This is a genomic window from Arthrobacter sp. B2060 (genome assembly GCF_059090445.1).
On the sequence record NZ_JBNHFR010000007.1, the window covers coordinates 181,349 to 203,594 of the forward strand.

Sequence of the window (22,246 nt, forward strand, 5' to 3'; positions counted from 1 at the left end):
AACCACCAAGCCCCGCACCCCCTTTCAAGACATTCAACATCCAAAGGACCACCAGTGAAGATCACCGACGCACGGGTAGTGGTTTCGTCGCCCGGACGGAATTACGTGACGCTCGTTATTGAAACCGAGGACGGCATTACCGGCATCGGCGACGCCACCCTCAACGGCCGCGAGCTGGCCGTGGCGTCCTACCTGTCCGAGCACCTGTGCCCGCTGCTGATCGGCCGCGATGCCCGCCGGATCGAGGACACCTGGCAGTACTTCTACAAGGGAGCGTACTGGCGCCGCGGGCCGGTGACGATGACCGCGATCGCCGCGATCGACGTCGCGCTTTGGGATATTAAAGGCAAGGCGGCCGGCATGCCGGTGTACGAGCTCCTGGGCGGCGCAGCCCGAGAGGGCGTCATGGTCTACGGCCACGCGAGCGGCTCCACTCTCGAGGACCTCAGCGCAGACTTCCAGCACCACCTGGACCTCGGCTACAAGGCCATCCGGGCGCAGGCGGCTGTTCCGGGGCTCGAGAAGACCTACGGGATCGGGCCGGTGGACGGCCGGACGTATGAGCCGGCCAGCGGCAACGTCCCGCAGGAGGACATGTGGGAGACCACGTCCTACCTGGACTTCGCACCGAAGATGATGTCGCATGTGCGCGAACAGTTCGGCTATGGCGTTCACGTCCTCCACGACGTCCACCACCGGTTGACCCCGATCGAAGCGGGCCGGCTGGGCGCGTCCCTCGAACCCTTCCGGCCGTTCTGGATCGAGGACCCGACGCCAGCGGAGGACCAGTCCGCGTTCCGCCTGATTCGGCAGCACACCACCACGCCCATTGCGGTGGGGGAGGTGTTCAACTCGATCTGGGACTGCCAGCAGCTGATCACCGAGCGCCTGATCGACTACATCCGCACCTCCGTATCGCACTCGGGCGGCATCACGCACCTGCGCCGCATCTTCTCGCTGGCGGATCTGTACGGGGTCCGGTCCGGCTCGCACGGCGCGGGTGATCTTTCCCCGGTGTCCTTCGCGGCGGCGCTGCATGTGGACATGAGCATCCCCAACTTCGGGGTCCAGGAGTACATGGGCCACCGTGAACCTGCCGGCGAGGTCTTCACGACGTCGTACACCTTCACAGACGGGTACATGCATCCCGGCGATGCCCCCGGCCTCGGCGTGGAGTTCAACGAGGAGGCGGCCGCCGCGTTCCCGTTCGACCCGAAGTACCTGCCCATCAACCGGCGGCTCGACGGATCGGTGCATGACTGGTGAGCAACCCGACCGAACACAACCAGACCCCTTTCGACGTCGTCGTGATGGGGGAGATCCTCGTTGAGGTGGCCACCGACGTCGCGTTCGGGCACGGCGTGCCGGCCCAGCTGGGGATCTCCGGCGACGCGCTAAACGTCGCGGCGGCTGCCGCGGCGGCCGGTGCCCGCGTGGGGCTGCTGTCCGTCCTGACTGACGATGACCTGGGCAAAGCGATCGCCGCCAGGATCCGGGAACTCGGCATATCCACCGACCTGCTGAAGTTCCGGACCGGGCAGCAGGGCGTCTACCTGGTGCACTGCGACCCCGACGGGCAGCGCGAATTTTCCTACGCCCGCAGCGGCAGCGTGGGCTCCACGCTCGGACCGGACGACGTCGACCCCGCCGTCTTCTCGGCGGCCGGTGCCGTCGTTGCCGGCGGGATCGCCTGCGCGGTCTCCGACTCGTCCCGGGCCGCCGTCCTCAAGGCGGGTGCGCTCGCCGGACGCTTTGTATTCGATCCCAACTTCCGGCCCCGGCTCACCTCGGTGGAGTACGCGACGGCGGTCCTCGCCGAACTGGCGCCGCAGACCTTCCTGGTCACCCCATCCTTCCCCGGCGAAACATCCGCCCTCCTCGGATGCCCGACTCCCAAGGAAGCCGCCGCGAAGCTACGCGGCCTCGGTGCAGTGAACGTCGCCGTGACATGCGGGGCGGACGGAATCCAGCTCGACGGAGAAGGGCTGGACCCGGATCTCGCCTGGATCGACTCGATCCCGGCGCCCTCGGTGGTGGACCAGACGGGCGCCGGCGACGCCTTCGTCGGGACGCTGACCGCCCGGATGGTCCTGGGTGACAGCCTTCCTGTGGCTGCCCGGTACGGCGCGGCCGCGGCATCGCTGGTGGTCGGCGGTAAAGGCGGGACCGGCTTCATCCCCAGCTTCGAACAGACACGGGCGCACGCCGAACCGGAAGGAGCAGTGTCATCGCACGCCTAAACGAAGCTTCGCTGGCTGCCAGCGGAGACCACCAAGCCCTGCTGCAGCGGAGCAGGCTGCAGCCCGGAATTGTCCACCTGGGCCTGGGTGCCTTCGCCCGGGCACACACCGCCGTGTTCACCGAAAACGCGATGCTGGCCTCCGGCGATTCAAATTGGGGGATCGTCGGAGTCACGCAGCGTTCGGACACGGTAGCCCGGCAGCTCGCGCCCCAGGACGGCCTGTTCACGGTGGCGGAACGGGGCGAGGGCGCCGCGCCGCTGCGTGTGGTCTCCATCATCGTGGAGGCCATCTCGGGACGGGACAACCCCGCGGCGGTGGTGGACCGGATCGCAGCAGACGCGACCAAGGTGGTGACGCTCACCGTCACGGAGAAGGGGTACCGGATCGATCCGCGCACCGGGTCGCTCAACATGGGCGACGAACAGGTGCGGGCCGACCTTGCCGGGCAGGCGCCGCAGACGGCGATCGGGCAGATCGCCCGGGGCCTTCAGCAGCGGTCACAAACCGACGCCGGGCCCATCACCGTGGTTTCGTGCGACAACCTGCCGGGCAACGGCGAACTGACCGGGGAACTCGTGCGCGCCTTCGCCGCCGCGCTGCCGGCCGGGGAGGCCGAGCCGCTGCTGGCCTGGCTCGCTGCGAATGTTACGTTCCCCAACACGATGGTGGACCGGATGGTGCCGGCCACCGCGCCAGGTGACCTGGACGCCGTCGAACGTGAGCTGGGGCTGCGTGACGAGGCCGCCGTGGTGGCCGAACCGTTCATGCAGTGGGTCATCGAGGACAATTTCGCCGCGGACCGGCCGCGCTGGGAGGAGGCCGGGGCGCTGTTCAGCACCGACGTCGCCGCGTGGGAGGCTGCCAAGCTGCGCCTGCTCAACGCGAGCCACTCCATGCTGGCGTATCTGGGGCTGGCCGCGGGCAAGGCGACCATCAGCGCCGCCGTGGGGGAGGGCGCATTCCTCACCGCGTGCCGGCGCATGATGGCCGAGGACGCCCTGCCCACCATCAGCCTGCCCGAGGGGCTGGACGGGGAAGCATATTGCGCCCAGGTACTCAGCCGGTTCGCGAATCCCGCACTGGGCCACACCACGGCCAAGGTGGGAAGCGACGGATCGCAGAAAATCGGGCTGCGGCTGCTGAGCACGGTCCGCAGCACCCTGGACGCCGGCCGCGAGCCGCGCTGGGCCTCTCTGGCGGTGGCCGCCTGGATGCGCCACGTTGCCTCCACGCCCGCCGCAGAGCTGAACGATCCCCTTGCCGGGGAGCTCCACGCGGCGCTTCCCGCGGCTCGCACCGCGGACACCGTGGTTCCGGCGCTGCTGGGCTGTCGCAGCATCTTCGACGCCGGGCTGGCGGCGGACGCCCGCTTTGCCGGGCTGCTCACGCACTGGTACCGCATCATCGACACCAACGGGCTGGACGGCCTGAGAAAAGAGATCAACCATGGCTGACGCAACGAGCGTCCTGAACGTTTCCCCGGTCATCCCGGTGGTCACCATCGAGGACCCGCAGGATGCGGTTCCGGTGGCTCAGGCACTGGCCGACGGCGGCATCCGGATCATCGAGCTCACGCTGCGGACCGAGACTGCCCTCACCTCCCTGAAGCTCATCGCCAACGAGGTGCCGGACATCCTGGTGGGCGCCGGTACCGTCCTCACGCCCGGCCAGGCCGATGCCGCCGTGACGGCCGGCGCCCAGTTCCTGGTCAGCCCCGGCGTGACGCCGTCCCTGCTGGGCCACATGCTGGCGCTCCACGTCCCGGTCCTGCCGGGCGTGGCTAGCGTGGGGGAGGTGATGGCGGTCCTGGAAAACGGACTGGAAGCGATGAAATTCTTCCCTGCAGGTCCTGCCGGCGGCCCCGCGTACCTGGCGGCCATCGGCGCCCCCATCCCGAACGTACACTTCTGCCCCACCGGCGGCATCAGCCTCGCAACAGCCCCGGATTACCTGAAGCTCCCGAACGTCTCGTGCATCGGCGGCAGCTGGCTCACTCCCCGAAGCGCGGTGGAAGACCGGGACTGGGCGCAGATCACCCGGCTTGCACGGGAAGCGGCAGCGCTCGCTGCCTGACCCGCGCTCGCTGCTTGAACGCAATGGCGCAGAACCCCGTAGCCGTGGCCCTCAGACGCGCGTAGAGTCGAGAAGGACCGGACCATCCACGGTCATCGACTGAATAGCCGCAATCTGAACTGAGGAGTTCACCATGAATTTGGGACACAAGATCAGGAATGCCGCAGAACGTCTTAGTGGGCGGACCGGTGCCGCTGGCGGCGCTGCGCGCCCTGCCCGTCCGAGGGCTACTGGAGCAGGAACCGGCATGAGCCACGGTGCTGGCGCCCACTTGGGTGACAGGCTCCGCAACCTGCTCAGGAGGCACTGACCTGTACGCGGAGGTTCACGGCGACGCAGCGCTGGGATCTCTGCTGCAGAGCGGTCTAGGGCGGCGGCAACCATTGGTTGCCGCCGCCACCCTTTTGCCGGGGGAGCTTTCAGTGGCCAGCATCGGCGCGCCACTCGACGCTGATTATGAGATTGGATCCGTCTCGAAAGGGATCACCGGGCTGCTGTATGCGGACGCCTGCAACCGCGGCGAACTGGGCCCGGACACAACGCTCGGCGACGTGCTGCCTTTGGGGGACTGTCCTGCCGCGCGCGTTACCCTGGCCACTGTCAGCAGGCACACCTCCGGTCTGCCCGGGCTGCCCAGGTCAGCCATGCCGCTGCGGCGGACTGCCGCTTTCCTGCTGCACGGGACCAACCCCTACGGCGAAACCCTGGAGGAACTCCTGGCACAGGCACGCACGGTGCGGCTGTCCGCGCCGCGCCCGCGGTACTCAAACTTCGGGTTCCAGCTGCTGGGGCACGCCGTCGCGGCCGCGGCAGGGATGAGCTACCGCACGCTTGTCCGCGAACGCCTTGCGCTGCCTTTGGGCCTGGACTCCATCTACATGCCTGCCACCGCAGCGGAACTGGGGCCCCGCGCGGTCATCGGCAGGAGCCGCTCCGGACGGCCCCGCCAGCCGTGGACCGGGGAGGCCCGTGCCCCGGCCGGCGGCATCCGGTCCGCAATCGGAGACATGGCCCGCCTCATGCAGGCACTCCTCGACGGCTCGGCCCAGGGCATGGCTGCCCTCGACCCCGTCGCGAACTTCGCGGGACCTGCGGCGCGTATCGGCGCTGCCTGGATGACCCTCCGCGTGAAGGGCCGGGACATTACCTGGCACAACGGCGCAACGGGCGGTTTCCGCGCCTGGGCGGGCCTGGACCGGGAGGCGGGGACCGGCGTCGTACTCCTGTCCGCAACAGCGGTGATGATGGACCGGCAGGGGTTCAGACTGCTGAATGAGCTGACCCAACGGGTCACATAGGGAACGGCGCAGCCCGCAGGGCGGCGTCCCGGGATCAGTGCCCGTTGGCCCGCTGGAGAGCCTCGTCGTGCTCGGCGTGGGCCTGCCGGAGGAGGTTCATGAACTCGGTTTCATTGCGGATGAGCCGCTTGTACTTTTCCGGCAGTTTCCTGAGTTCGGCTTCTTCGCGGAGCATCTTGTTGAAGATCACCTCGCGCTCGGCGATGTCCGTTTCGTAGTTGAGGTCCACGTATTCGGTGGCGTGGCGCTTGGCGCCGGAGACCATGTTCTTGGCCTTGCCCTTGGGGCTGTAGATCGAGCCAAGGACCGTGACGAGCAGGACGCCGAGGATGACCGTAAGCGAGGTTCCGGTGCTGATTTCGACAACGTTCACGTGCTCGCCGTCGTTGATGAACGGCAGGGTGTTCTCGTGCAGGGCGTGCAGGATCAGCTTGACGCCGATGAAGCCCAGAATGGCGGCAAGGCCGAAGGAGAGGTAAATGAGGCGGTCAAGCAGTTCGTCGATGAGGAAGAACAGTTGGCGCAGACCCAGGAGTGAGAAGACCGTGGCGGTGAAGACGATGTACACGTTCTGGGTCAGGCCGAAGATGGCCGGAATAGAGTCGAGGGCGAACAGGATGTCAGTGCCGCCGATGGCCACCATCACCAGGAGCATCGGGGTGAGAACCCGCTTGCCGTCCACAGTCGTGAAGAGCTTGTCGCCGTCGTAGTGCTCGGTGGCCGGCAGGAACTTCCTGGCCAGCCGGACCACCAGTCCCTCTCTCTCCTCGTCGTGCGAATCGGGCCGGAGCAGGTTGCCGGCTGTGATCAGCAGGATGAGACCGAAGATGTAGAACACCCAGGCGAAGCTGTTGATGAGGGCAGCGCCGAGGAAGATGAAGCCGGTGCGGGCGATGAGCGAGAAAACGATGCCGAACAGCAGCACCTTTTGCTGGTCTTTGCGCGGCACCCTGAAGCTGGCCATGATGATCAGGAAGACAAACAGGTTGTCCACCGACAGCGCCTTTTCGGTCACGTAGCCGGCGAAGTACTCCGTGCCCATGGTCGAGCCGCCGAACATCCAGACGGCCACGCCGAACAGGAGCGCGATGCCGACATAGAGGGCGGACCAGAAGGCGGATTCTTTGAGCTTGGGGGTGTGGGCCTTCCGGACGTGGAAGAAGAAGTCGAAGGCCAGCAGGCCCAGGATTCCGGCTACGGTCGCGATCCAGACGATTAGGGGGACTTCCATGCTGCGTGCCTCTTTCCAAGTGAACGAAGTCGCATGCAGTGAGAGGGCTCAGCCGGTTTGACGAACCCGCAACGCCGCATCGGTCTAGGAATCACCCTACCGAAGGGTGTGCGGGTCCGTCTCACCATGAAGCCCGAGCCTCGGGACCGGGGCCCGTTCAGGTGTACATCAGGGAGCCGGGCGTGGTGAGGGTCTGACCGGTCTCCAGCCAGGTCTTCAGGCCGGAGAGGATCATCGGCCAGCCGCCGTAGAGCTGCTCGTTGGCGCCTTCGCGGAGCTGGTCGTGCGTGATGGTCAGCCGGCAGGAATCGGCCACCGGTTCAATCTCCCACGTGACCCGGGATGTGCCCTCGGCCTTGACGTCGTCGCCCCAGAGCGCTCGCATGGTCTGGACGAGGCGGCGGGGCGGATCGACTTCCAGGTTCTCGCCTTCGCCGAGGGGAGCCCCGCCGTCGGGGGCCATCTCGAACCGCGACCCCGGCGTCCAGTCCGAGGTGATGCGCACGCCGAACTGGTATTTGCTGCGGATCTCGCTGTCCGTGATGGCTTCCCAGAGCCGTTCCGGCGTGGTCTTGATGTAGATTTCGAAGATCTTTTCCATGGGGCTTTCCAATCGGGATTTGAGGTCGCTGAGCGCAGCGGCCCATGGTTCTGCGTATTTGCTCACCCAGCGGTCGTGGACGAGCCTGATGGGCACCGGATTCAGGAAATGCAGCTTCTCGCGGCCGCGGCGCCGTGTGACCACGAGGCCTGCCTCTTCCAGGATTTTCAGGTGCTTCATGACGCCGAAGCGGGTGATGTCGAAGCGTGCCTCGAGGGCGCTGAGGGTCTGGCCGTCTTCGCGGAAAAGCCCGTCCAGCAGTTCCCTGCGGATAGGGTCGGCCAGGGCCTTGAAGACGGCGTCCACACGTTCAGGATAGGTGACCATTTGGTCACATGTAAAGGGCCTGGAAGGGGCCGCGTTCAACCGGCATTGACCCCTCACGGTCCCCGCAGTGTAATCGGAACATCGATGTCTCCTCTCGACGAACAGACCGAAGGATGGCAATGGCGGATTTAGCAGTGAACGAGGGCCATGCGGACGTCACTGGCGGGCGGGTCTGGTACCGGACCGTCGGCAATGGACCTGGGATGCCGCTTGCCATCGTCCACGGCGGCCCCGGCGCCACGCACGACTATCTGGAGCCGCTGGAAGCGCTGGCCACCGACCGGCCGGTCCTCTTTTACGACCAGCTCGGTGCCGGCAAGTCGGACGCCCCCGATGACATAGGGCTTTGGACGAATGACCGCTTGGTCGACGAGCTGCAACGTGTCCTCGACGCCGCTGGGCTTGACCGGGTCCATCTGCTCGGCCAGTCCTGGGGAACCATGATTGCCGCGGAGTTCGCCCTGCGGGCGCCTGGGCGGGTGGCCAGCCTCGTTCTGTCGGACCCACTGCTCAGCATGCCACTCTTCGCCGCTGGCACCGCCGCCCTGCGCGCCGCACTTCCCGAAGGGGTTCGTGAGCTCCTGGATCGCCATGAGGAGGCCGGCACCTTGGACTCCGAGGAGTACCAGGACGCTGCGATGGAGTTCTACAGACGTTACGTCTGCCGCCTGGACCCGTGGCCCGAGCCACTGATGCGCTCCTTCGGCCAGCTGAATGGGACCATCTACGAGCGGATGCAAGGCCCCAACGAGTTCGTGATCACCGGCATCCACAAGGACTACGACATCACCGGCCGCCTTGGAGAAATCAACGTTCCGACGCTCTTCCTCTGCGGCCGCCACGGCGAAACGCGGCCCGAGGAAACCACGCTCTACCACTCCATGACACCGGGATCGGAACTGGTGATCTTCGAAGGAAGCAGCCACGTGCCGCACCTTGAGGAACCTGAGTCCTACCTGCAGGTGCTCCGGGACTTCCTGCAGCGGGCCGAAGAGACGGCGTCCACGGGCGGCCCTGGTTCTGCAGGGTCCTGAGTGGGAAAGTTTCGGTAAGCGGGAGGGCCTCGAGTCCTCGAAATCACAGGGAGCGAGGAGCACACCATGGGGCAACTGGTGGTCCAGGAGTTCGTAAGCGCCGACGGGTTCGCGGCGGACGCCAACAACGAATTCACCTTCTATGAACTCCTGGACGGGGGCACGGCCGAGTTCGACCGCAGCCAGTTGAGGTGGCTGGACACCATCGACACGATGGTCCTCGGGGCAAACACCTACAGGATGTTCGTCGAGTACTGGCCAACGCCGGCATCAAAGGATGAAGTTATTGCGCCCGCACTCAACGGACTCCGCCGCGTCGTTTTCTCCCGCCACCTCACGACGGCACCCTGGGGAGACCTGCCGGAGGCGGCCATCGAAGCCGGTGACGCCACCGAGGCGATCCGGAGGATCAAGCGGGAGACCGACGGCGACATAGTGCTCTGGGGCAGCCTCACCCTGGCCGGGACGCTCCTGGCCGCGGGCGAGGTGGACCAGGTGAGGCTGGTCGTGATGCCCATCGCCCTGGGTGAGGGGCGGGGAGTGTTTCCCGCAGGGCAGGATCCGACCGTGCTGAACCTTCTCAGCGCAACAACGTATGACCAAGGGCTGACCGAGCTCGTTTACGGACTCCGGGCGCGGCGGGCTGCTACTTAGCCGTGACGAGCTGCATGCGGCGCGTGTCTGCAGGGACGAGCGAATAAAAGGGGGTGAACCTGGCCCTCATCCCGGGGGACATATCGGACCGGACGATCGACGCGGCCTCAAGCGACGTGAGGTGGTAGCGGACGACGTCTCTGGAAAAGCCAAGAGCGGTGCTGATGTCGGCCACCTTGCTTGCCCCGTTGGACGCCAGAAACTCAACGATCCGCGATCTGATCTGGTTGGGCCGAACTTTGTGCCGGCGATTACCGGCGGCGCTCGCCACTTGTCTGTTTGGGCTAACTACTTCAGTCACAATAGTTTCCTTTCAATCGGGACGGCAATGAGGCGGTCCGCTGGCCTCCTGCCCGTCCTGCTCCCGGGCAGCCTCTAGTGAAGCGGGTGCTCTGGGGCGAGCGGCCAGGGGCATGACGGTGCAGCCCTGAACACGTTGCGGACAGGGCGGCGGTGCCGGTCGGGTTGTAGAGGCCTGGTTTGGGCAGGCTCAACCCGCGGTGGGATTTACTTGCTGAGGTGGGCCAGGCGCTCGGACCGGACGTCCGGGTCTGTGCTGATGATGGTCAAAGGGGGTCCTCACGGCTCGTTGACGGGAGTGGGTCAGGCGGCCGGCCTGATGCCTGCCGTGTGCAAGGGGGCGAGGCGAACACCATTGTTCGCGTTGCAGGGTGGCCGGGCATGGGGGCGGCGACAGTTGGGCGGTCCTTGGTGGGTATGGTGAACCGGGGGCTACGGCTGGGATCCGGTTGGGCAGCCGGGATGTATCAGAGAGGCAGGACCGTGGTCAGTTCCCTCCTCCTGGCACGAGGCTGCCCAAGGCACACTCCACCCCGTGCAGGTGGCGTGTCATGGCTCTGGACGCTTCTTGAGCGGACCCGCGTTCAATGGCAGCGAAAATGCGGGCATGCTCCCGATCGGATTCCTTCCGACGATCAGCTACGAGGTTCAGGGTGTTCGACTGATCACCCATGGCCTCGCGGATGTCCGTCAGGACCCCCACAAACACCCCGTTGCCGCTGCACCGGGCGATGGTCGCGTGGAATTCAGCATTCAGAAGGATCCACTGCTGGAGGTCATCTTCATCGGACATCGCCTCAAGAATTTCGCGCAGGGCCTCCACGTCTTCAACAGTCCGGCGCTCGGCGGCAAGGGCAGCGGCAGGCACTTCGATGTGCGGCCGCGCCTCCACCAGGTCACGGGCCGAATACTTGCCGAGCTTCAGATCCTGGGCAACACGGTCCGCGATGACGAAGGTTCCCTTGCCGGTGAAGGTAGCCGTCAGGCCAAGGGCGTTGCACGATTTCAGCGCTTCCCGGACCATGGACCGGCTGACGCCGTACTGCTGGGCCAGTGATGCCTCCGAATCCAGCCGTGCACCCATGGGGATCTTGCCTGCCTCGATGGCGTTCCGAAGGGACGCGAAAACGGCTTCGGCGGCGCCGACCCGTACCACTTTATCTTGTCCAGCTGTCCAGCTGTCCAACAGGTTGTCCATGCAGTTAATATGACATGGGTCACTCGCCCTGTCAACGTGTTACGGCTGGCCGGCCGCCCGGTCACGTCGCGAGCGTAAGCAGCTTTCCCTCGGTTACGGCCTGGCGGGACAGCGTCTTGTAGCCCTCCTGTTCGAAGAGCACGGTGATCACGTCCTCCTCGTGCCGCATCACGATGCCGGGACCCCATTCCTTGTGCATCACGGCGGCCTGGAGCGGGAAAGGTTCCCCGCCCGCGGCGGCCGCGGCGCCGCCGTCGTAATCCTCCTCCTGGGCCGAACCGTCGGCGCAGGTATCGCAGTTGCCGCACGGCTCGGGCATGTCCTCGCCGAAGTAGCCGAGCAGGAACTGCCGGCGGCAGGCGTCCGTCTCGGCGTAGCCGCGCATCATTTCGATGCGGGAGCGGTCCACGCGCTGTCGTGCTGCGGCGAGTTCGACGGCGCGTTCCACCACAGCGGGCAGTTCTGCGCCGGCTTCCAGCCGGATGCCGCGCTTGCTCGCCTTGACCGCGCGGGTTTCCTGCAGCTGGTTCAGCAGCCCGGTCAGCCTGCGCGGGGACATGCCGGTCTGCGCGGCGAGCGCTTTCTGCGTGAGCGGGCCCTCGGCAGCACGCAGGGCTGTGAGCACGGCCAGCAGCGACTCCTCGTCCGGGGTGTGCGTGCCGAAGAACCTGCGCAGCCCAAGGTCCTCGGGCCGGTAGTGGAGCACGGCTGCGGCAGGCTGGCCGTCGCGCCCTGAGCGGCCGATCTCCTGGTAGTAGGCGTCCAGGGACTCGGGGATGTCGGCGTGGATGACGAAGCGGACGTTGGGTTTGTCGATGCCCATGCCGAACGCGGTGGTGGCGACGACGACGTCGAGCTCGTCGTCGAGGAACCGGTCGTGGACGCTGTCCCGCTCGGCCTGCTTCCGGCCGGCGTGGTACGCCTCGGCCCGCAGGCCGCGTTCGGCGAGTTCCGCGGCATATGTTTCGGTGTCCTTGCGGGTGGCGGCGTAGAGCAGGCCGGGGCCTTTGAGCCCGGCCACCTGCTCCACCACGGCGCGGCGCTTGTCCCTGTCCTCGATGTGGCGGAGCACGTCGAGCCGGATGTTGGCACGGTCGAAGCCGTGGACCTGGACCAGCGGGTCCCGCATGCGCAGGCGCTGCTGGATTTCATCGCGGACCGGGGGAGAGGCCGTCGCGGTGAGGCCGACGACCGGCGGGTTTCCCAGCTGCCCGCGGACCTCGCCGAGGCGGAGATAGTCAGGGCGGAAGTCGTGGCCCCACGAGGAGACGCAGTGGGCTTCATCCACCACGAACAGCGCGACGTCCAAGGCAGCGAGCCGCTCCACGGTCTCGGTCTTGGCCAGCTGCTCGGGCGCCAGGAAGAGGAAGTCGGCGTCACCGCGTTCTGCCGCTTCCCACGCGTCGTCCACATCCGCATCACTGCGGCCGGAGTTGATGGCGACGGCGGCCTCCCCGCCGAGGTCCTCCAGCAGACCGTCGAGCTGGTCCTCCTGCAGTGCTATCAGCGGGGAAACGACGACGGCGGGACCGCGCCGTGCGCTGTCAGCGTGCCGGTGCAGGTACAGGGCGGCCACCTGGTAGATGGCCGATTTGCCGTAGCCCGTGGGCATGACCGCTAACACGTCGCGGCCCTGCACCAGGGCCCGCATGCCGGAAAGCTGGCCGTCCCGGAGGTGAGAGAGCCCCAAGGTTCCGGCTGCGAGCCGGCGGAGGCCGGCGTCGGGATCTGTGCTGTTGTCGGCGGCTGATGGGGCGAGGGCCTCGGTCATGGGGCAGCTCCGTGGGGCGGTCCGATGGCCGGGTGTCTTCAGCCGTGGAACCTACCCTACCTGCCGGTCAGATGGAGTGCAGGCCCCGGTCTGCGCCCGGGAACCGCGTGGGGGTGTGAATCCTCATGGTGGCCTGGGCGGGCCTGGACTTGGGGATGATGACTTCCCCGTGGCCTCCACGGCTCATGTCGCGGATGAGGCCGGTCCCGGCAATCTCCCTGGTGACGGAAATTCCCGCGACGGCTGCCTGCTTCGTCGGGTAGGTCACCGAGGTCGCCACCAGGCGTCCCGTCCCGTCCAGGAGCCGAACGCGGAAGCCACCCTCCGCAGCGTCGATGAGTTCAAAGTGTCCAGCCATGACAAATCCCTCCGTTCGTGATGCGTTATCTCATGTATCCCAATTCTATTTTGCGCCTTTTCAGCCATGATGTGGTCGCCTCGCGGGCTGCTGGAATCGGGCGTCGTCGTGAGGGCCCCACACCCGCCAGGCAGGCGCGGTGCCGGTCCGGTGACAGAGGTTTTCCCCGCCCCGTTTCGTTGCGCCCCGCGGATGGGTACGGTGACCACATGCAGAAGATTTCGATTGAGGCACTGGCAACGCAGCAACTTGAAGCTGCGCGTTCGGTCGGCAGCGGGCGCGCTGCCGACACAGTGTTCGGTGGGCACGAGAAGGTGATGCGCCAAACAGTTATGGCGCTGAAAGCCGGCACCAGTCTCAGCGAGCACCGAAACCCGGGGGAGGCAACCATCTTTGTGCTCCGCGGCTCGCTCTGGCTCCGGGCCGGAGGGGAATCCTGGCAGGGCAAATCCGGAGATTTGCTGATCATTCCAGACGGACTGCACAGCCTGGATGCCGAGGAGGATTCGGCCTTTCTGATGACGGTGGCGAAGATCACATCCTAGCCGGCGGTGACCTTCGCCGCACCGGGATGGACAGTGCTGTTTTGACTGTCCGGGCACGTGTACTATCCCTTCAGGAGGCGGCGACGCCGCAGCGTCAAACTGGGGGATATCAGGCATGTGCAAGCGATAAAAGCTGTGTGAAATCAGCCATGAATCACTCATGTGGGATCGCTCTGTGAGACCACTCGTGTGAACGTACCGTGCCCTCCGGAATCGCCAGCCCTCAAGGCCGGAAACCGGACAGTTTCCCAGCGCTACCTGTAGCCTGCCCTTCCCGACGAGCCATTGGTCGCCCCAACGGCCCTGCACCCACCCGCGTCAATCGATGCACCCCCGCCATCCCAGCCCTCCTCGGTGACCCCTGCCGTCACCAGCCCGAAAGGACCGCCATGAGCCAGCCCGGCCAAACCCCGCCACCATTCCCGCCGGCCGACTACACCACCTACGGCGCGCCAGGGTTTCCCGGGCAGCAGTATGGCTCAGGCCCGCAATATGGCGCGAGCCCTTATGGCTCAGGCCAGCAATATGACTCGGGCTGGCAGTTCGGCATGGCTCCACAAAAGTCCTTCCTCGCCACCTGGCTGTTCTCACTGTTTCTCGGAAGCCTCGGCGTGGACCGCTTCTACCTCGGCAAGATCGGTACGGGCATCGCCAAGCTGCTTACTCTCGGCGGCGTCGGCGTCTGGGCGCTTGTGGATCTGATCATCACCCTGGCGGGAAAGCAGACGGACAAGGGCGGCCGGCCGCTGGCGGGGTATGCGCAGCACAAGGTGCTCGCGATAGCGGTCTCGGCCGTGCTCGTGGTGGGCGGAATGATTGTTGGCGCGGTCACCGGGGCCGCGGCTGCCTTGGCCATCCAAAGCGCGGCCACGTCGCCGATTGTCTCGGCCGCACCGCTCACGGAGGAGCCCGTTGCTTCGGAACCGTCCGAATCGTCACCTGCCGCGTCTCAGGAAGCGATAGCCGGTGACGACCGCCCGCGCCTGGCCACCCGGTCCTTCACAGGAACCGGCGACGCGATCAAATCGGTGGACCTGCAGGGCCTGCCTGCGCTGGTGACCTTCACCTGCAAGGCGTGCAGCGGCGAAACGGTGCTGGAGACCGACGGTGCAGAGATCATGCTGGTCAACGCCGTTGGCGGCTACGCCGGCTCCCACCTGGTGGACACCAGCACCGGTTCTGTCACATCCCAGTTCAGCATCAGTGCCGATGCGGCGTGGACCCTGAAGGTGGAGGATGTTGACGCTGTACCCACGGCGGCCGGCAAGGCCCGCGGGCATGGCGACGCCGTTATTTACTGGGATGCTCCGAGCGACAAGGCTGCCATCACCAACAAGGGCGAGGGGCAGTTCCTCGTGGAGGGCTTCGGGTCCGAGATTCCGGAACTGCCCGTCGACGAGGAGGGCACCTACAGCGGTACGGTCCAGCTGACGCCCGGCTTTGTGCAGATCAAGTCCGACGGTGACTGGACGCTGACCGCGAAGTAGGAGCCTTCGGTGGGAGGTTGCCTGGGGTGGCTACCGCACTGACTGACAGACGGCCCCGCCGGACGTAGCGTCCGGCGGGGCCGTCTGTTTACGTGCTTCAGTCCGGTCGGGCGCCCGCAAGCGCGTGCGCCAGCTCAGGCAGCGATGGCACCGTGTAATCGGGTTCCGCGAAATAGGCCGGGTAGGGAGCTCCGGAACGGTTGATCCAGGCTGTGCCGAGTCCCGCACGCGCGGCGCCGTGGATGTCCCAGGGGTGGACCGCCACCAGGAGCATCTGCTCCGGGTCGGTTCCGCAGGCGGCGGCTGCAAAGTCGTAGGCCCCGCGGGCGGGCTTCCAGGCCGGGGCGTCGTCGACGGAGAGCAGGAGATCAAAGCTGTCCCGGATCCCGGCAGTGGTGAAGAGATTCTCTGCGACGTCGGTGGAGCCGTTCGTCAGCGTGGCAAGCCGGTAGCCGGCCGCCTTAAGGGAAGAGACACCGTCCGGCACGTCGGCATGGAGTTCCAGCCCGGCCATGCCTTGCATGATGTGTTCCACGGCCGCGTCCGCCTCCATCCTCAGGTCCAGGCCGGAGAGCAGCCCGCGCAGTGCCTCCGCCCCGATCTCGGCAAAGGCGCTGTTGTCCCCGGCCGCTGTGAGGGCGAAGCCGTCGCGGAGCAGCGTGGTGAACCACAATCTGGCGAGCGACGCCGGCGCACCGGTCTCCGCGAAACGGTCAGCCAGCGGGGACATGTCGGACAGGGTTTCGTTGACGTCGAAGACGATGACGGACGGGGCGGTTCTCACGGAATGGCTCCTTCTCCAGCGGCTGGTCATGCCCAGTCTTGCGCGCGGGGAGCCTGAGCGGTAGGTCCCGGCATGCAGGGGCGGGCGGGGCGGCAATGACATGGCTAGAGTGGATCTAGTGGAAGGCAGGTGTCCATGACCGAAGACACGGAAACCGGGATGGCTGGAACTGTCCTGCGGGAGCGTTACAGGGTCGAAGAAGTGCTTGGCCATGGCGGCATGGGAAGCGTCTATCGGGGAACGGACCTGGTCCTCAGCCGGGACGTCGCCCTGAAGATCTTCCGTGCCGACATCACCGACCCGGAGGAACTGGCGAGGCAGCAGACGGAAGCCCGGACGCTCGCCAGGCTGAACCACCACGCCTTGGTCACGCTCTTCGACACCGGGACTCTGCTCCGCGGCCAAAGGGAAGTGCCCTTTCTGGTCATGGAACTTGTCAGTGGAACTGATCTTCGCCGCCACCTCGCCTCCGGGCCGCTGACTTCGGCCGAAACGGCCCGGCTGGGAGCCGAGCTGGCTGAAGCTCTGCACTACATCCACGATCGCGGCGTGGTGCACCGCGATGTAAAGCCGGCCAACATCCTGCTGACCCGTTATGCGGCGGATTCTCCGCTAAGGCCCAAGCTCGCGGACTTTGGAATAGCACGAATGCTCGATGGGGCCAGGCTCACCGCAACCAACATGATTCCCGGGACAGCGGCCTATCTGAGCCCGGAGCAGGCCAGCGGAGAGAACGTGGGACCGCCGGCAGACATCTATTCGCTGGGCCTGGTGCTGCTGGAGGCTCTCACCGGGACGGTGGCATTCCCCGGACCTCCGATGGAATCCGCGGTGGCCCGTCTCTCCAGGGTTCCGGACATCCCGGATGCCTTGGGCCCGCAGTGGAAATCCCTGCTTGCTGCGATGACTGCCCGGGACCCACGAGACCGGCCGGACGCCGCAAGTATCGCAACAACACTGGGCCTAGCCGGTGAATGGACAATGCCAGCCAAATATCCACCTGAGGCGAAAACCGCAACGGAAGCACTTCCCACGGCAACGCGGGTGCTGAGCGCGGACGGTCCCAGGATTCCTGAAGCCGAAGTCAGGGCAGGGCCGCAGGGTGATTCCCGGCTGCCTGCCCTCTCGGCCAGCCAGGTAACCAACGCCACGTCGTGGCATCCCGCCCCAGAGATGCCGGCACGCGCACCAGCCTCCAGGGAGCCAAAACCGGCCCGGCAGCGCCCCTGGAAGAAACTCAGTAGCATCCGGAGCCGCCGGCTTTGGGTCCTGGTTGCCGTCGCAGCTTTCGCCGTGGTCCTCGTGGGAGTACTGCTGACGTCCATCCAGCGGCCGGCCCCGGCACCCGTGGAAACACCGTCGCCCGTTATCCCTGGGCAGATGGGCGAACACTTCAAAGAACTGGAAGAAAGCGTCACACCATGAACCAGCTGCTTACCTCCGTTCTGGCCGCCTTCCTTGGGCTTTCACTGATGACTGCGTGCTCCGCTGCGCCCGAGCTGGACGCCGGAGTCGCCGGGAAACTGCAGGATCGCGTGGCTGCAGCGAAACAACTCGCCGCGCAGCAGAACTTCCCCGCAGCGCTGGCTGAGCTTGAACAGCTTGGCCAGGACGTGACAACGGCTGCAGAGCAGGGCAAGGTGTCACAGCAGCGAAAAGCCCGGATCGAGGCCGCCATCAGCACAATCAAGGACGACCTTGAAGCAGCCAGGACACCGGCGCCCCAACCGCTCCCAACAACTCCTGCGGCTGATCCTTCAGACACCAAGAACCAAAATGATAAGGAAGAAGACGCGAAGAAGGAGGACGAGAAGCGGCAGGAGGAGGCGAAGAAGGACGCCGAAAGGAAGAAGAAAGACCAGGACAAAGGCGACGGTTGATAACCGCTGCTCCTTCTGAACACTTTTGTAGAGTTCCTCGTCGAGTACGAGGGGCCTTTCTAAGAGTCAGCAGTTGTTCTACGGTTGCGGCTATGAGGCTGCACGTAACCTACCAAGGTGGAGACAAGGACAGTAAGTCAGAGCTTCGAGAATTATCGGAGTTCCCGATAGAACTTCCTGGGGGCAGATACGACTTGACCTTCAGACACGCGAGTCAAGAACCCGACCCAACTGAGGCCGTGGCTAAGTGGGTGGCGCAAGAGCAGCCGGCAGAGCAGAACTAGCCGAAACTGTGACACATGACCTTCCGGGAAACCTGCCAGTCGTATGAGCGACGGGCAGACGAGTACATTGCTCTGCTCGGCTCTATTTCTGCCACAGCTTTGGAGGACCGAGACCTGCCATTTACCGCGTCCCCCGAAAGAACTAGGATCGGGCCGTAACTTACGGCACGGAAGGAACTGTCATGGAGTGCATCGTTTGGTCCCTCCCGATTCTGCCCGGCAAGCTGGAGGCGTGGAAGGCGCTCGCCGAGAACACCAAGGGGGAGGAATATGACCGCTCCCGAAAGCGCATGGGAGTGGTTCGGGAAGTTGTATCACTGATGCAAACCCCGGAAGGGGACTTCGCGTGCATCTTTCAAGAGGCAAAGGATCTCGACAGGGCCTTCCAGGTGATCTCCGAGTCGGACGATCCCTACGACGTGTGGTTCCGGGACCAAATCAAAGAGATCCATGGACTGACACCGGAAATGTTGCAGGGACCCCCGCCGGCGATCGTCACCGTCGACTACCGGAGCGACGCGCGTTAAGGCGGGGGCTGAAACGGGGCTGTTTCAAGCGTAATTTCGGCATATTGACATGCCGATCACCCGGGAATAGCGTCTGCCTTAACGGGGCTCTCCGCCCCGTTTCTAAGTATTTCGGCGCCAGCACTGGGCCGCTTCTGCTTGGCGAGGGCGCCTGCGAGGAGTCCTCATGTCTTGGGAAATGTCCGGAACCTATGTTGGCAACTGCAACTGCCAGTTGATTTGTCCGTGCCCGGTCGACGGCGTGCCCACCGGACGGGACGGCCAGTGCCGCGGCGTGAATGTCTTCCACATCGCGAGCGGACGGCTCGACAGTACCGATCTGTCGGGCGTCGACTTCGCCTTCTGCAACTGGTTCCCTTCGAACCTCACCGCAGGCGGCTGGAAGGTGGGAGTCGTCGTGGACGTGGGCGCCTCGGATGCGCAGGCCAAGGCCCTGGAAAGCATCCTTCACGGCGAGGCCGGTGGGCCGTTCGAGGATTTTGCGGCTCTGTACGGGGAATGGCTGGGCGTGGAGCGCGGCAGCGTCACGTTCTCGGACGGTGACAATCCATCCGCCTCAGTAGCCGGGAAGGCGAGCTTCACCTTCGAGCCGCTTCCCGGAATCGGGGGCAGCGGCGCGACCACCGTTAAGAACGCGATGTTCGGCTTCGCCCCGGAATTCCGGATCGGCAAGGCGCCTGGTCACTCGGACCTCTTCGGGATCGAGTTCGATGGCTTCTACGGCGAGACCGCGGACTTCACCTTCGCCAGCGAGATGGCCGAGGACGCCCCCAGGGGCCGGGTCTGAGCGCCGGCAGCTCATGCTGCTCAGGAAGCTCTTCACGAGAGGCGGCACGCACGGCCCTGTGCGCGCCGCCGTTTCGACTGCCGCCCGGTCCGGTTCTTCGGGCGCAGCGTCTCTTCCGCGTCCATCCTCGTCCAGGATCGATGCACGCGAGGCCGGCCTGATCGCGGTCCTGCTCGGGCTCGCGGCGGCGAGCTGGGTCTTCAATTCAGCACAGATGAGCGGGATGGACATGGGCCGCTGGACCGACCCTGGCCCGCTGGGCTTCTTCGTCTCCACCTGGGTGGTGATGCTGGCGGCCATGATGTTCCCGTCCGTCGCGCCGATGGTCGTTGCCTACGACCGGATACACCACCACCGCCGCCGGATGGGACGCTACGACCCGCCGGGGAGTACCGCTGTTTTCGTGGCCGGTTACCTGCTCTCGTGGACGGCCTTCGGCCTGGTGGCCTACTCGCTGTATGCGCTGGTCGCGGCGCAGTCTCCGGGGCTCTTCGCCCCTGACCAGGGAGGGCGCTATCTTGCCGCAGGAGTGATTATGGTGGCGGCCGTTTACCAGCTGACGCCGGCCAAGAACGTCAGTCTGATGAAATGCCGGACGCCTATGGATTTCATCCTGCACCGCATGCGGCACGGGTACGGCGGCGCGCTGCGGATGGGAGTCGAGCACGGTGCGTGGTGCGTTGCGTGCTGCTGGGCGCTGATGACGGCGCTGTTCGCGCTCGGTGTGATGAGCATCGGCTGGATGGCGGTGATCGGGGCATTCATCGCCGGCGAGAAGATGCTCCCGTGGAAGCGGCTCGCAAATCGGTCCATTGCGGTGGCGCTGGCCGTTATTGCGCTGGCCATTGCCCTGTCGCCCGCAGCGACCGACGGGATGACGATGTAGCAGGGCGTTTGTTCATCGAGGGCGGCCGCTCCCAAAAGGGGACGGCCGCCGTCGTACTTCCACTACAGTCCCGGAATTATGGACTTAGGTGCGCCCGCGGCGTGCCTATTTCGTCACATGAACCACAACTGCTTTTTCGACCGACTGCTTGCTACCGGCTGCGTCGATCCCAGTCACCGTCCAGTTTCTGAGCAACAGAACGGTCCTGCCCGTATCGGAGTTGTAGATGACCTTCTTGAATCCCAGCGCGGTCAGGTCGTCATCGAGGGCTTCGGCATTCATTCCCTCCACGTTTGCAGGAATAACAGCGGTGGCTGGAGCAACTGGAGCAGGCGAGCCGGGAACCGCCGCCGCGGGGATGGGTGCCGCTGCCACATTTGCTGTGGCCGTCACCGTTGCCGTGGCCGTCTGCGTCACAGTGTGCGTGGCTGCGGGGGCGGCTTGCGTTGCGCTCCCTCCCGCGCAGCCGCCGAGAACCAGGCACAGGAAGGCTCCGATGGCCAATGCTTTCTTCATTTCCCCCATTTTTCCATTTCTATTGGTCACTATTACCGTGAGCACGTGAAAACGATCTGATGTTGATATGCAATACCGGGCAAACAGCCCAACTCAAACAATTCTGCATCTAATTCCGCTGCCCCAACCGCGCTTGCGGAAGTACTCGGGGAATACTGCGGGAAGGCTCGGGAGAAGTTGATGAGGCGAAATCGTCTACGCCGTCTTCTGTAGTAGCCCCACAGCGAGGCGGCCGCCCCCAAGATGGGGACGGCCGCCGTCGTACTTTTCTACAGGTGAGGTCAGCTGTTCAGCGCGTACGGCTTCGGCAGCTTGAGGCCGCGCTGGTCCATAAGGGTGCGCAGGCGGGTGGGGTAGTCGGTGATGATGCCGTCCACGCCAAGGTCCATCAGGCGGGCCATGTCCGCGGTGGTGTTGACCGTCCACGGGATGACGGGCAGGCCGAACTCGTGGGCTTCGGTGATCATCTGCGGGGTGACGGAGCGGAAGGCGGGGGAGATGACGTCGTACCCCTTGGCTTTGGCGGCTTTGGCGAGGGAGCCGTTGTAGTCGTCGATGTCGATGCCGCCGAGGTTCGGGCTGGCGCCGGGCTGGCCGACTTCGAGCCAGGCGTCGCCGCTGGAGAGGGCCACGAGCGGGAGTTGCGGGGCGATCTTCCCGGTGTAGTTCAGCGAGGACCAATCGAAGGACTGCAGCGTGGTGCGGTGGGACACCCCGGCCTTGTAGATCTCGGTGACCACGGCCTTGGTGAGCGCCACCATGCCTTCGCCGCCGGCCTTGCCGTCCTCCACCTTGGTTTCGACGTTGAAGCGGACCTTCCGGGCGTTGAAGCTGGCTGCCAGCTCAAAGACGTCCTTGAGTTCGGCGATCTTGTTGCCGTCGATCACGTCCTGCTCCGGGTAGCCGGGCAGCTGCACGAAGCCACAGTCCAGGGTTTTGACCTGGTCGAGGGTCAGGTCCGCGACGCGGTCGCCGACGTACGGGAATTCGGCGTCGCCGGGGATGGCGGGGCTGGTGTCGCGGCACTTGTTCGCCTGGATGGAGTCGTCGTGCCAGACGACGACGCTGCCGTCCTCGGTCAGGTGGGTGTCCAGCTCCAGCGTCGTCACGCCCAGCTCCAGCGACTTGGCGAACGCGGCCAGGGATTCCTCGGTCCATTCCCCGCGGCCCCCGCGGTGGGACTGCAGGTCAAAGGAACCGTTGCGTTCGCGGGTCTTAACCAGGTTGGTGTCTGGTGACGGTGAGGTTCCGGCGGCGTTCGACGACGGCGTGCCGGCGTCCGTGGTCGGGGCGGCGACGGCGGGGCTCGCCATTGCGGCGATGAGCGCGGCTGCGGCCGCGGCGGTCAGGACTGTGCGCATGGTCATGGTTCCTCCCGGGTGGTCGGTGGTCGGCGCTGAGCCGCCGACCCGTTCACCGTAGGAAGGCCAGATGGACGGCTGTGTGCGGGGAGTTGGATGGG

At 65.7% G+C, this 22,246-nt stretch carries 23 protein-coding genes; 14 read left to right on the plus strand and 9 right to left on the minus strand.

The window, feature by feature from the left end; genetic code table 11:
- Positions 1–54 precede the first annotated feature (54 nt).
- From manD to AC5RUM_RS14085, 5 genes are all read left to right on the plus strand, one after another.
- On the plus strand, positions 55–1,266 hold the full coding sequence (gene manD, locus AC5RUM_RS14065; protein WP_494035493.1) for a D-mannonate dehydratase ManD: 1,212 nt from the start codon (positions 55–57) through the stop codon (positions 1,264–1,266).
- 44 nt (positions 1,267–1,310) lie between these two features.
- On the plus strand, positions 1,311–2,240 hold the full coding sequence (locus AC5RUM_RS14070) for a PfkB family carbohydrate kinase (protein ID WP_494035541.1): 930 nt from the start codon (positions 1,311–1,313) through the stop codon (positions 2,238–2,240).
- A 77-nt stretch (positions 2,241–2,317) separates the two neighbouring features.
- A complete protein-coding gene (locus AC5RUM_RS14075; protein ID WP_494035542.1) occupies positions 2,318–3,697 on the plus strand; it encodes a mannitol dehydrogenase family protein in 1,380 nt (459 codons plus the stop codon).
- Positions 3,690–4,316, plus strand: a complete 627-nt coding sequence (gene eda / locus AC5RUM_RS14080) for a bifunctional 4-hydroxy-2-oxoglutarate aldolase/2-dehydro-3-deoxy-phosphogluconate aldolase (protein WP_494035494.1) — start codon at positions 3,690–3,692, stop codon at positions 4,314–4,316. The genes AC5RUM_RS14075 and eda overlap by 8 nt, the downstream gene beginning before the upstream one ends.
- A 422-nt stretch (positions 4,317–4,738) precedes the next feature.
- Positions 4,739–5,614, plus strand: coding sequence for a serine hydrolase domain-containing protein (locus AC5RUM_RS14085; protein ID WP_494035495.1), 876 nt, complete (start codon positions 4,739–4,741; stop codon positions 5,612–5,614).
- 34 nt (positions 5,615–5,648) lie between these two features.
- On the opposite strand, the gene AC5RUM_RS14090 is transcribed toward AC5RUM_RS14085, so the two are convergent.
- Positions 5,649–6,845 (minus strand): TerC family protein, encoded by a 1,197-nt coding sequence (locus AC5RUM_RS14090; protein WP_494035496.1) that lies wholly within the window; start codon positions 6,843–6,845, stop codon positions 5,649–5,651.
- 157 nt (positions 6,846–7,002) lie between these two features.
- Positions 7,003–7,752: an ArsR/SmtB family transcription factor gene (locus tag AC5RUM_RS14095; RefSeq protein ID WP_494035543.1), complete on the minus strand. Its 750-nt coding sequence runs from the start codon at positions 7,750–7,752 to the stop codon at positions 7,003–7,005.
- Positions 7,753–7,892: 140 nt separating this feature from the next.
- On the opposite strand from AC5RUM_RS14095, the gene AC5RUM_RS14100 reads away from it, so the two are divergent.
- On the plus strand, positions 7,893–8,807 hold the full coding sequence (locus AC5RUM_RS14100) for a proline iminopeptidase-family hydrolase (protein WP_494035497.1): 915 nt from the start codon (positions 7,893–7,895) through the stop codon (positions 8,805–8,807).
- A 66-nt stretch (positions 8,808–8,873) separates the two neighbouring features.
- Entirely contained in the window at positions 8,874–9,461 is a 588-nt protein-coding gene (locus AC5RUM_RS14105; protein WP_494035498.1) for a dihydrofolate reductase family protein, read from the plus strand.
- On the opposite strand, the gene AC5RUM_RS14110 is transcribed toward AC5RUM_RS14105, so the two are convergent.
- From AC5RUM_RS14110 to AC5RUM_RS14125, 4 genes are all read right to left on the minus strand, one after another.
- Positions 9,454–9,762: an ArsR family transcriptional regulator gene (locus AC5RUM_RS14110; protein WP_494035499.1), complete on the minus strand. Its 309-nt coding sequence runs from the start codon at positions 9,760–9,762 to the stop codon at positions 9,454–9,456. The genes AC5RUM_RS14105 and AC5RUM_RS14110 overlap by 8 nt on opposite strands.
- A 486-nt stretch (positions 9,763–10,248) precedes the next feature.
- On the minus strand, positions 10,249–10,959 hold the full coding sequence (locus tag AC5RUM_RS14115; RefSeq protein WP_494035500.1) for a FadR/GntR family transcriptional regulator: 711 nt from the start codon (positions 10,957–10,959) through the stop codon (positions 10,249–10,251).
- 61 nt (positions 10,960–11,020) lie between these two features.
- On the minus strand, positions 11,021–12,730 hold the full coding sequence (locus AC5RUM_RS14120; RefSeq protein WP_494035501.1) for a RecQ family ATP-dependent DNA helicase: 1,710 nt from the start codon (positions 12,728–12,730) through the stop codon (positions 11,021–11,023).
- Positions 12,731–12,797: 67 nt separating this feature from the next.
- Entirely contained in the window at positions 12,798–13,088 is a 291-nt protein-coding gene (locus AC5RUM_RS14125) for a YegP family protein (protein WP_494035502.1), read from the minus strand.
- 209 nt (positions 13,089–13,297) lie between these two features.
- On the opposite strand from AC5RUM_RS14125, the gene AC5RUM_RS14130 reads away from it, so the two are divergent.
- Both AC5RUM_RS14130 and AC5RUM_RS14135 read left to right on the plus strand, forming a co-directional pair.
- On the plus strand, positions 13,298–13,633 hold the full coding sequence (locus tag AC5RUM_RS14130; RefSeq protein ID WP_400580796.1) for a cupin domain-containing protein: 336 nt from the start codon (positions 13,298–13,300) through the stop codon (positions 13,631–13,633).
- A gap of 389 nt (positions 13,634–14,022) precedes the next feature.
- Complete coding sequence (locus tag AC5RUM_RS14135; protein WP_494035503.1) at positions 14,023–15,120, plus strand: TM2 domain-containing protein; 1,098 nt, start codon at positions 14,023–14,025, stop codon at positions 15,118–15,120.
- 97 nt (positions 15,121–15,217) lie between these two features.
- On the opposite strand, the gene AC5RUM_RS14140 is transcribed toward AC5RUM_RS14135, so the two are convergent.
- Positions 15,218–15,904, minus strand: a complete 687-nt coding sequence (locus AC5RUM_RS14140) for a haloacid dehalogenase type II (protein ID WP_494035504.1) — start codon at positions 15,902–15,904, stop codon at positions 15,218–15,220.
- Positions 15,905–16,039: 135 nt separating this feature from the next.
- On the opposite strand from AC5RUM_RS14140, the gene AC5RUM_RS14145 reads away from it, so the two are divergent.
- The 5 genes from AC5RUM_RS14145 (at position 16,040) to AC5RUM_RS14165 (ending at position 20,268) form a co-directional block, all read left to right on the plus strand.
- Positions 16,040–17,329 carry a serine/threonine-protein kinase gene (locus tag AC5RUM_RS14145; RefSeq protein ID WP_494035505.1) on the plus strand — a complete coding sequence of 430 codons (1,290 nt, stop codon included), beginning with the start codon at positions 16,040–16,042 and terminating at the stop codon, positions 17,327–17,329.
- Positions 17,326–17,784 carry a hypothetical protein gene (locus AC5RUM_RS14150; RefSeq protein ID WP_494035506.1) on the plus strand — a complete coding sequence of 153 codons (459 nt, stop codon included), beginning with the start codon at positions 17,326–17,328 and terminating at the stop codon, positions 17,782–17,784. Before AC5RUM_RS14145 ends, AC5RUM_RS14150 begins: the two co-directional genes overlap by 4 nt.
- Before the next feature lie 466 nt (positions 17,785–18,250).
- Entirely contained in the window at positions 18,251–18,595 is a 345-nt protein-coding gene (locus tag AC5RUM_RS14155) for a DUF6176 family protein (protein WP_494035507.1), read from the plus strand.
- Positions 18,596–18,761: 166 nt separating this feature from the next.
- A complete protein-coding gene (locus AC5RUM_RS14160; protein ID WP_494035508.1) occupies positions 18,762–19,382 on the plus strand; it encodes a DUF1326 domain-containing protein in 621 nt (206 codons plus the stop codon).
- Positions 19,383–19,395: 13 nt separating this feature from the next.
- Positions 19,396–20,268: a DUF2182 domain-containing protein gene (locus AC5RUM_RS14165; protein ID WP_494035509.1), complete on the plus strand. Its 873-nt coding sequence runs from the start codon at positions 19,396–19,398 to the stop codon at positions 20,266–20,268.
- 105 nt (positions 20,269–20,373) lie between these two features.
- On the opposite strand, the gene AC5RUM_RS14170 is transcribed toward AC5RUM_RS14165, so the two are convergent.
- Both AC5RUM_RS14170 and AC5RUM_RS14175 read right to left on the minus strand, forming a co-directional pair.
- Positions 20,374–20,784: a hypothetical protein gene (locus tag AC5RUM_RS14170; protein WP_494035510.1), complete on the minus strand. Its 411-nt coding sequence runs from the start codon at positions 20,782–20,784 to the stop codon at positions 20,374–20,376.
- Positions 20,785–21,065: 281 nt separating this feature from the next.
- Positions 21,066–22,151: a glycerophosphodiester phosphodiesterase family protein gene (locus AC5RUM_RS14175; RefSeq protein WP_494035511.1), complete on the minus strand. Its 1,086-nt coding sequence runs from the start codon at positions 22,149–22,151 to the stop codon at positions 21,066–21,068.
- Positions 22,152–22,246 lie beyond the last annotated feature (95 nt).

Coding starts and splice junctions, on each gene's coding strand:
- AC5RUM_RS14070 (WP_494035541.1), top strand. CDS start 1,311: ATGGGGGAGATCCTCGTTGAGGTGGCCACCGACGTCGCGTTCGGGCAC.
- eda (WP_494035494.1), top strand. CDS start 3,690: ATGGCTGACGCAACGAGCGTCCTGAACGTTTCCCCGGTCATCCCGGTG.
- AC5RUM_RS14090 (WP_494035496.1), bottom strand. CDS start 6,845: ATGGAAGTCCCCCTAATCGTCTGGATCGCGACCGTAGCCGGAATCCTG.
- AC5RUM_RS14100 (WP_494035497.1), top strand. CDS start 7,893: ATGGCGGATTTAGCAGTGAACGAGGGCCATGCGGACGTCACTGGCGGG.
- AC5RUM_RS14105 (WP_494035498.1), top strand. CDS start 8,874: ATGGGGCAACTGGTGGTCCAGGAGTTCGTAAGCGCCGACGGGTTCGCG.
- AC5RUM_RS14115 (WP_494035500.1), bottom strand. CDS start 10,959: ATGGACAACCTGTTGGACAGCTGGACAGCTGGACAAGATAAAGTGGTA.
- AC5RUM_RS14120 (WP_494035501.1), bottom strand. CDS start 12,730: ATGACCGAGGCCCTCGCCCCATCAGCCGCCGACAACAGCACAGATCCC.
- AC5RUM_RS14125 (WP_494035502.1), bottom strand. CDS start 13,088: ATGGCTGGACACTTTGAACTCATCGACGCTGCGGAGGGTGGCTTCCGC.
- AC5RUM_RS14130 (WP_400580796.1), top strand. CDS start 13,298: ATGCAGAAGATTTCGATTGAGGCACTGGCAACGCAGCAACTTGAAGCT.
- AC5RUM_RS14135 (WP_494035503.1), top strand. CDS start 14,023: ATGAGCCAGCCCGGCCAAACCCCGCCACCATTCCCGCCGGCCGACTAC.
- AC5RUM_RS14145 (WP_494035505.1), top strand. CDS start 16,040: ATGACCGAAGACACGGAAACCGGGATGGCTGGAACTGTCCTGCGGGAG.
- AC5RUM_RS14150 (WP_494035506.1), top strand. CDS start 17,326: ATGAACCAGCTGCTTACCTCCGTTCTGGCCGCCTTCCTTGGGCTTTCA.
- AC5RUM_RS14155 (WP_494035507.1), top strand. CDS start 18,251: ATGGAGTGCATCGTTTGGTCCCTCCCGATTCTGCCCGGCAAGCTGGAG.
- AC5RUM_RS14160 (WP_494035508.1), top strand. CDS start 18,762: ATGTCTTGGGAAATGTCCGGAACCTATGTTGGCAACTGCAACTGCCAG.
- AC5RUM_RS14165 (WP_494035509.1), top strand. CDS start 19,396: ATGCTGCTCAGGAAGCTCTTCACGAGAGGCGGCACGCACGGCCCTGTG.
- AC5RUM_RS14170 (WP_494035510.1), bottom strand. CDS start 20,784: ATGAAGAAAGCATTGGCCATCGGAGCCTTCCTGTGCCTGGTTCTCGGC.
- AC5RUM_RS14175 (WP_494035511.1), bottom strand. CDS start 22,151: ATGACCATGCGCACAGTCCTGACCGCCGCGGCCGCAGCCGCGCTCATC.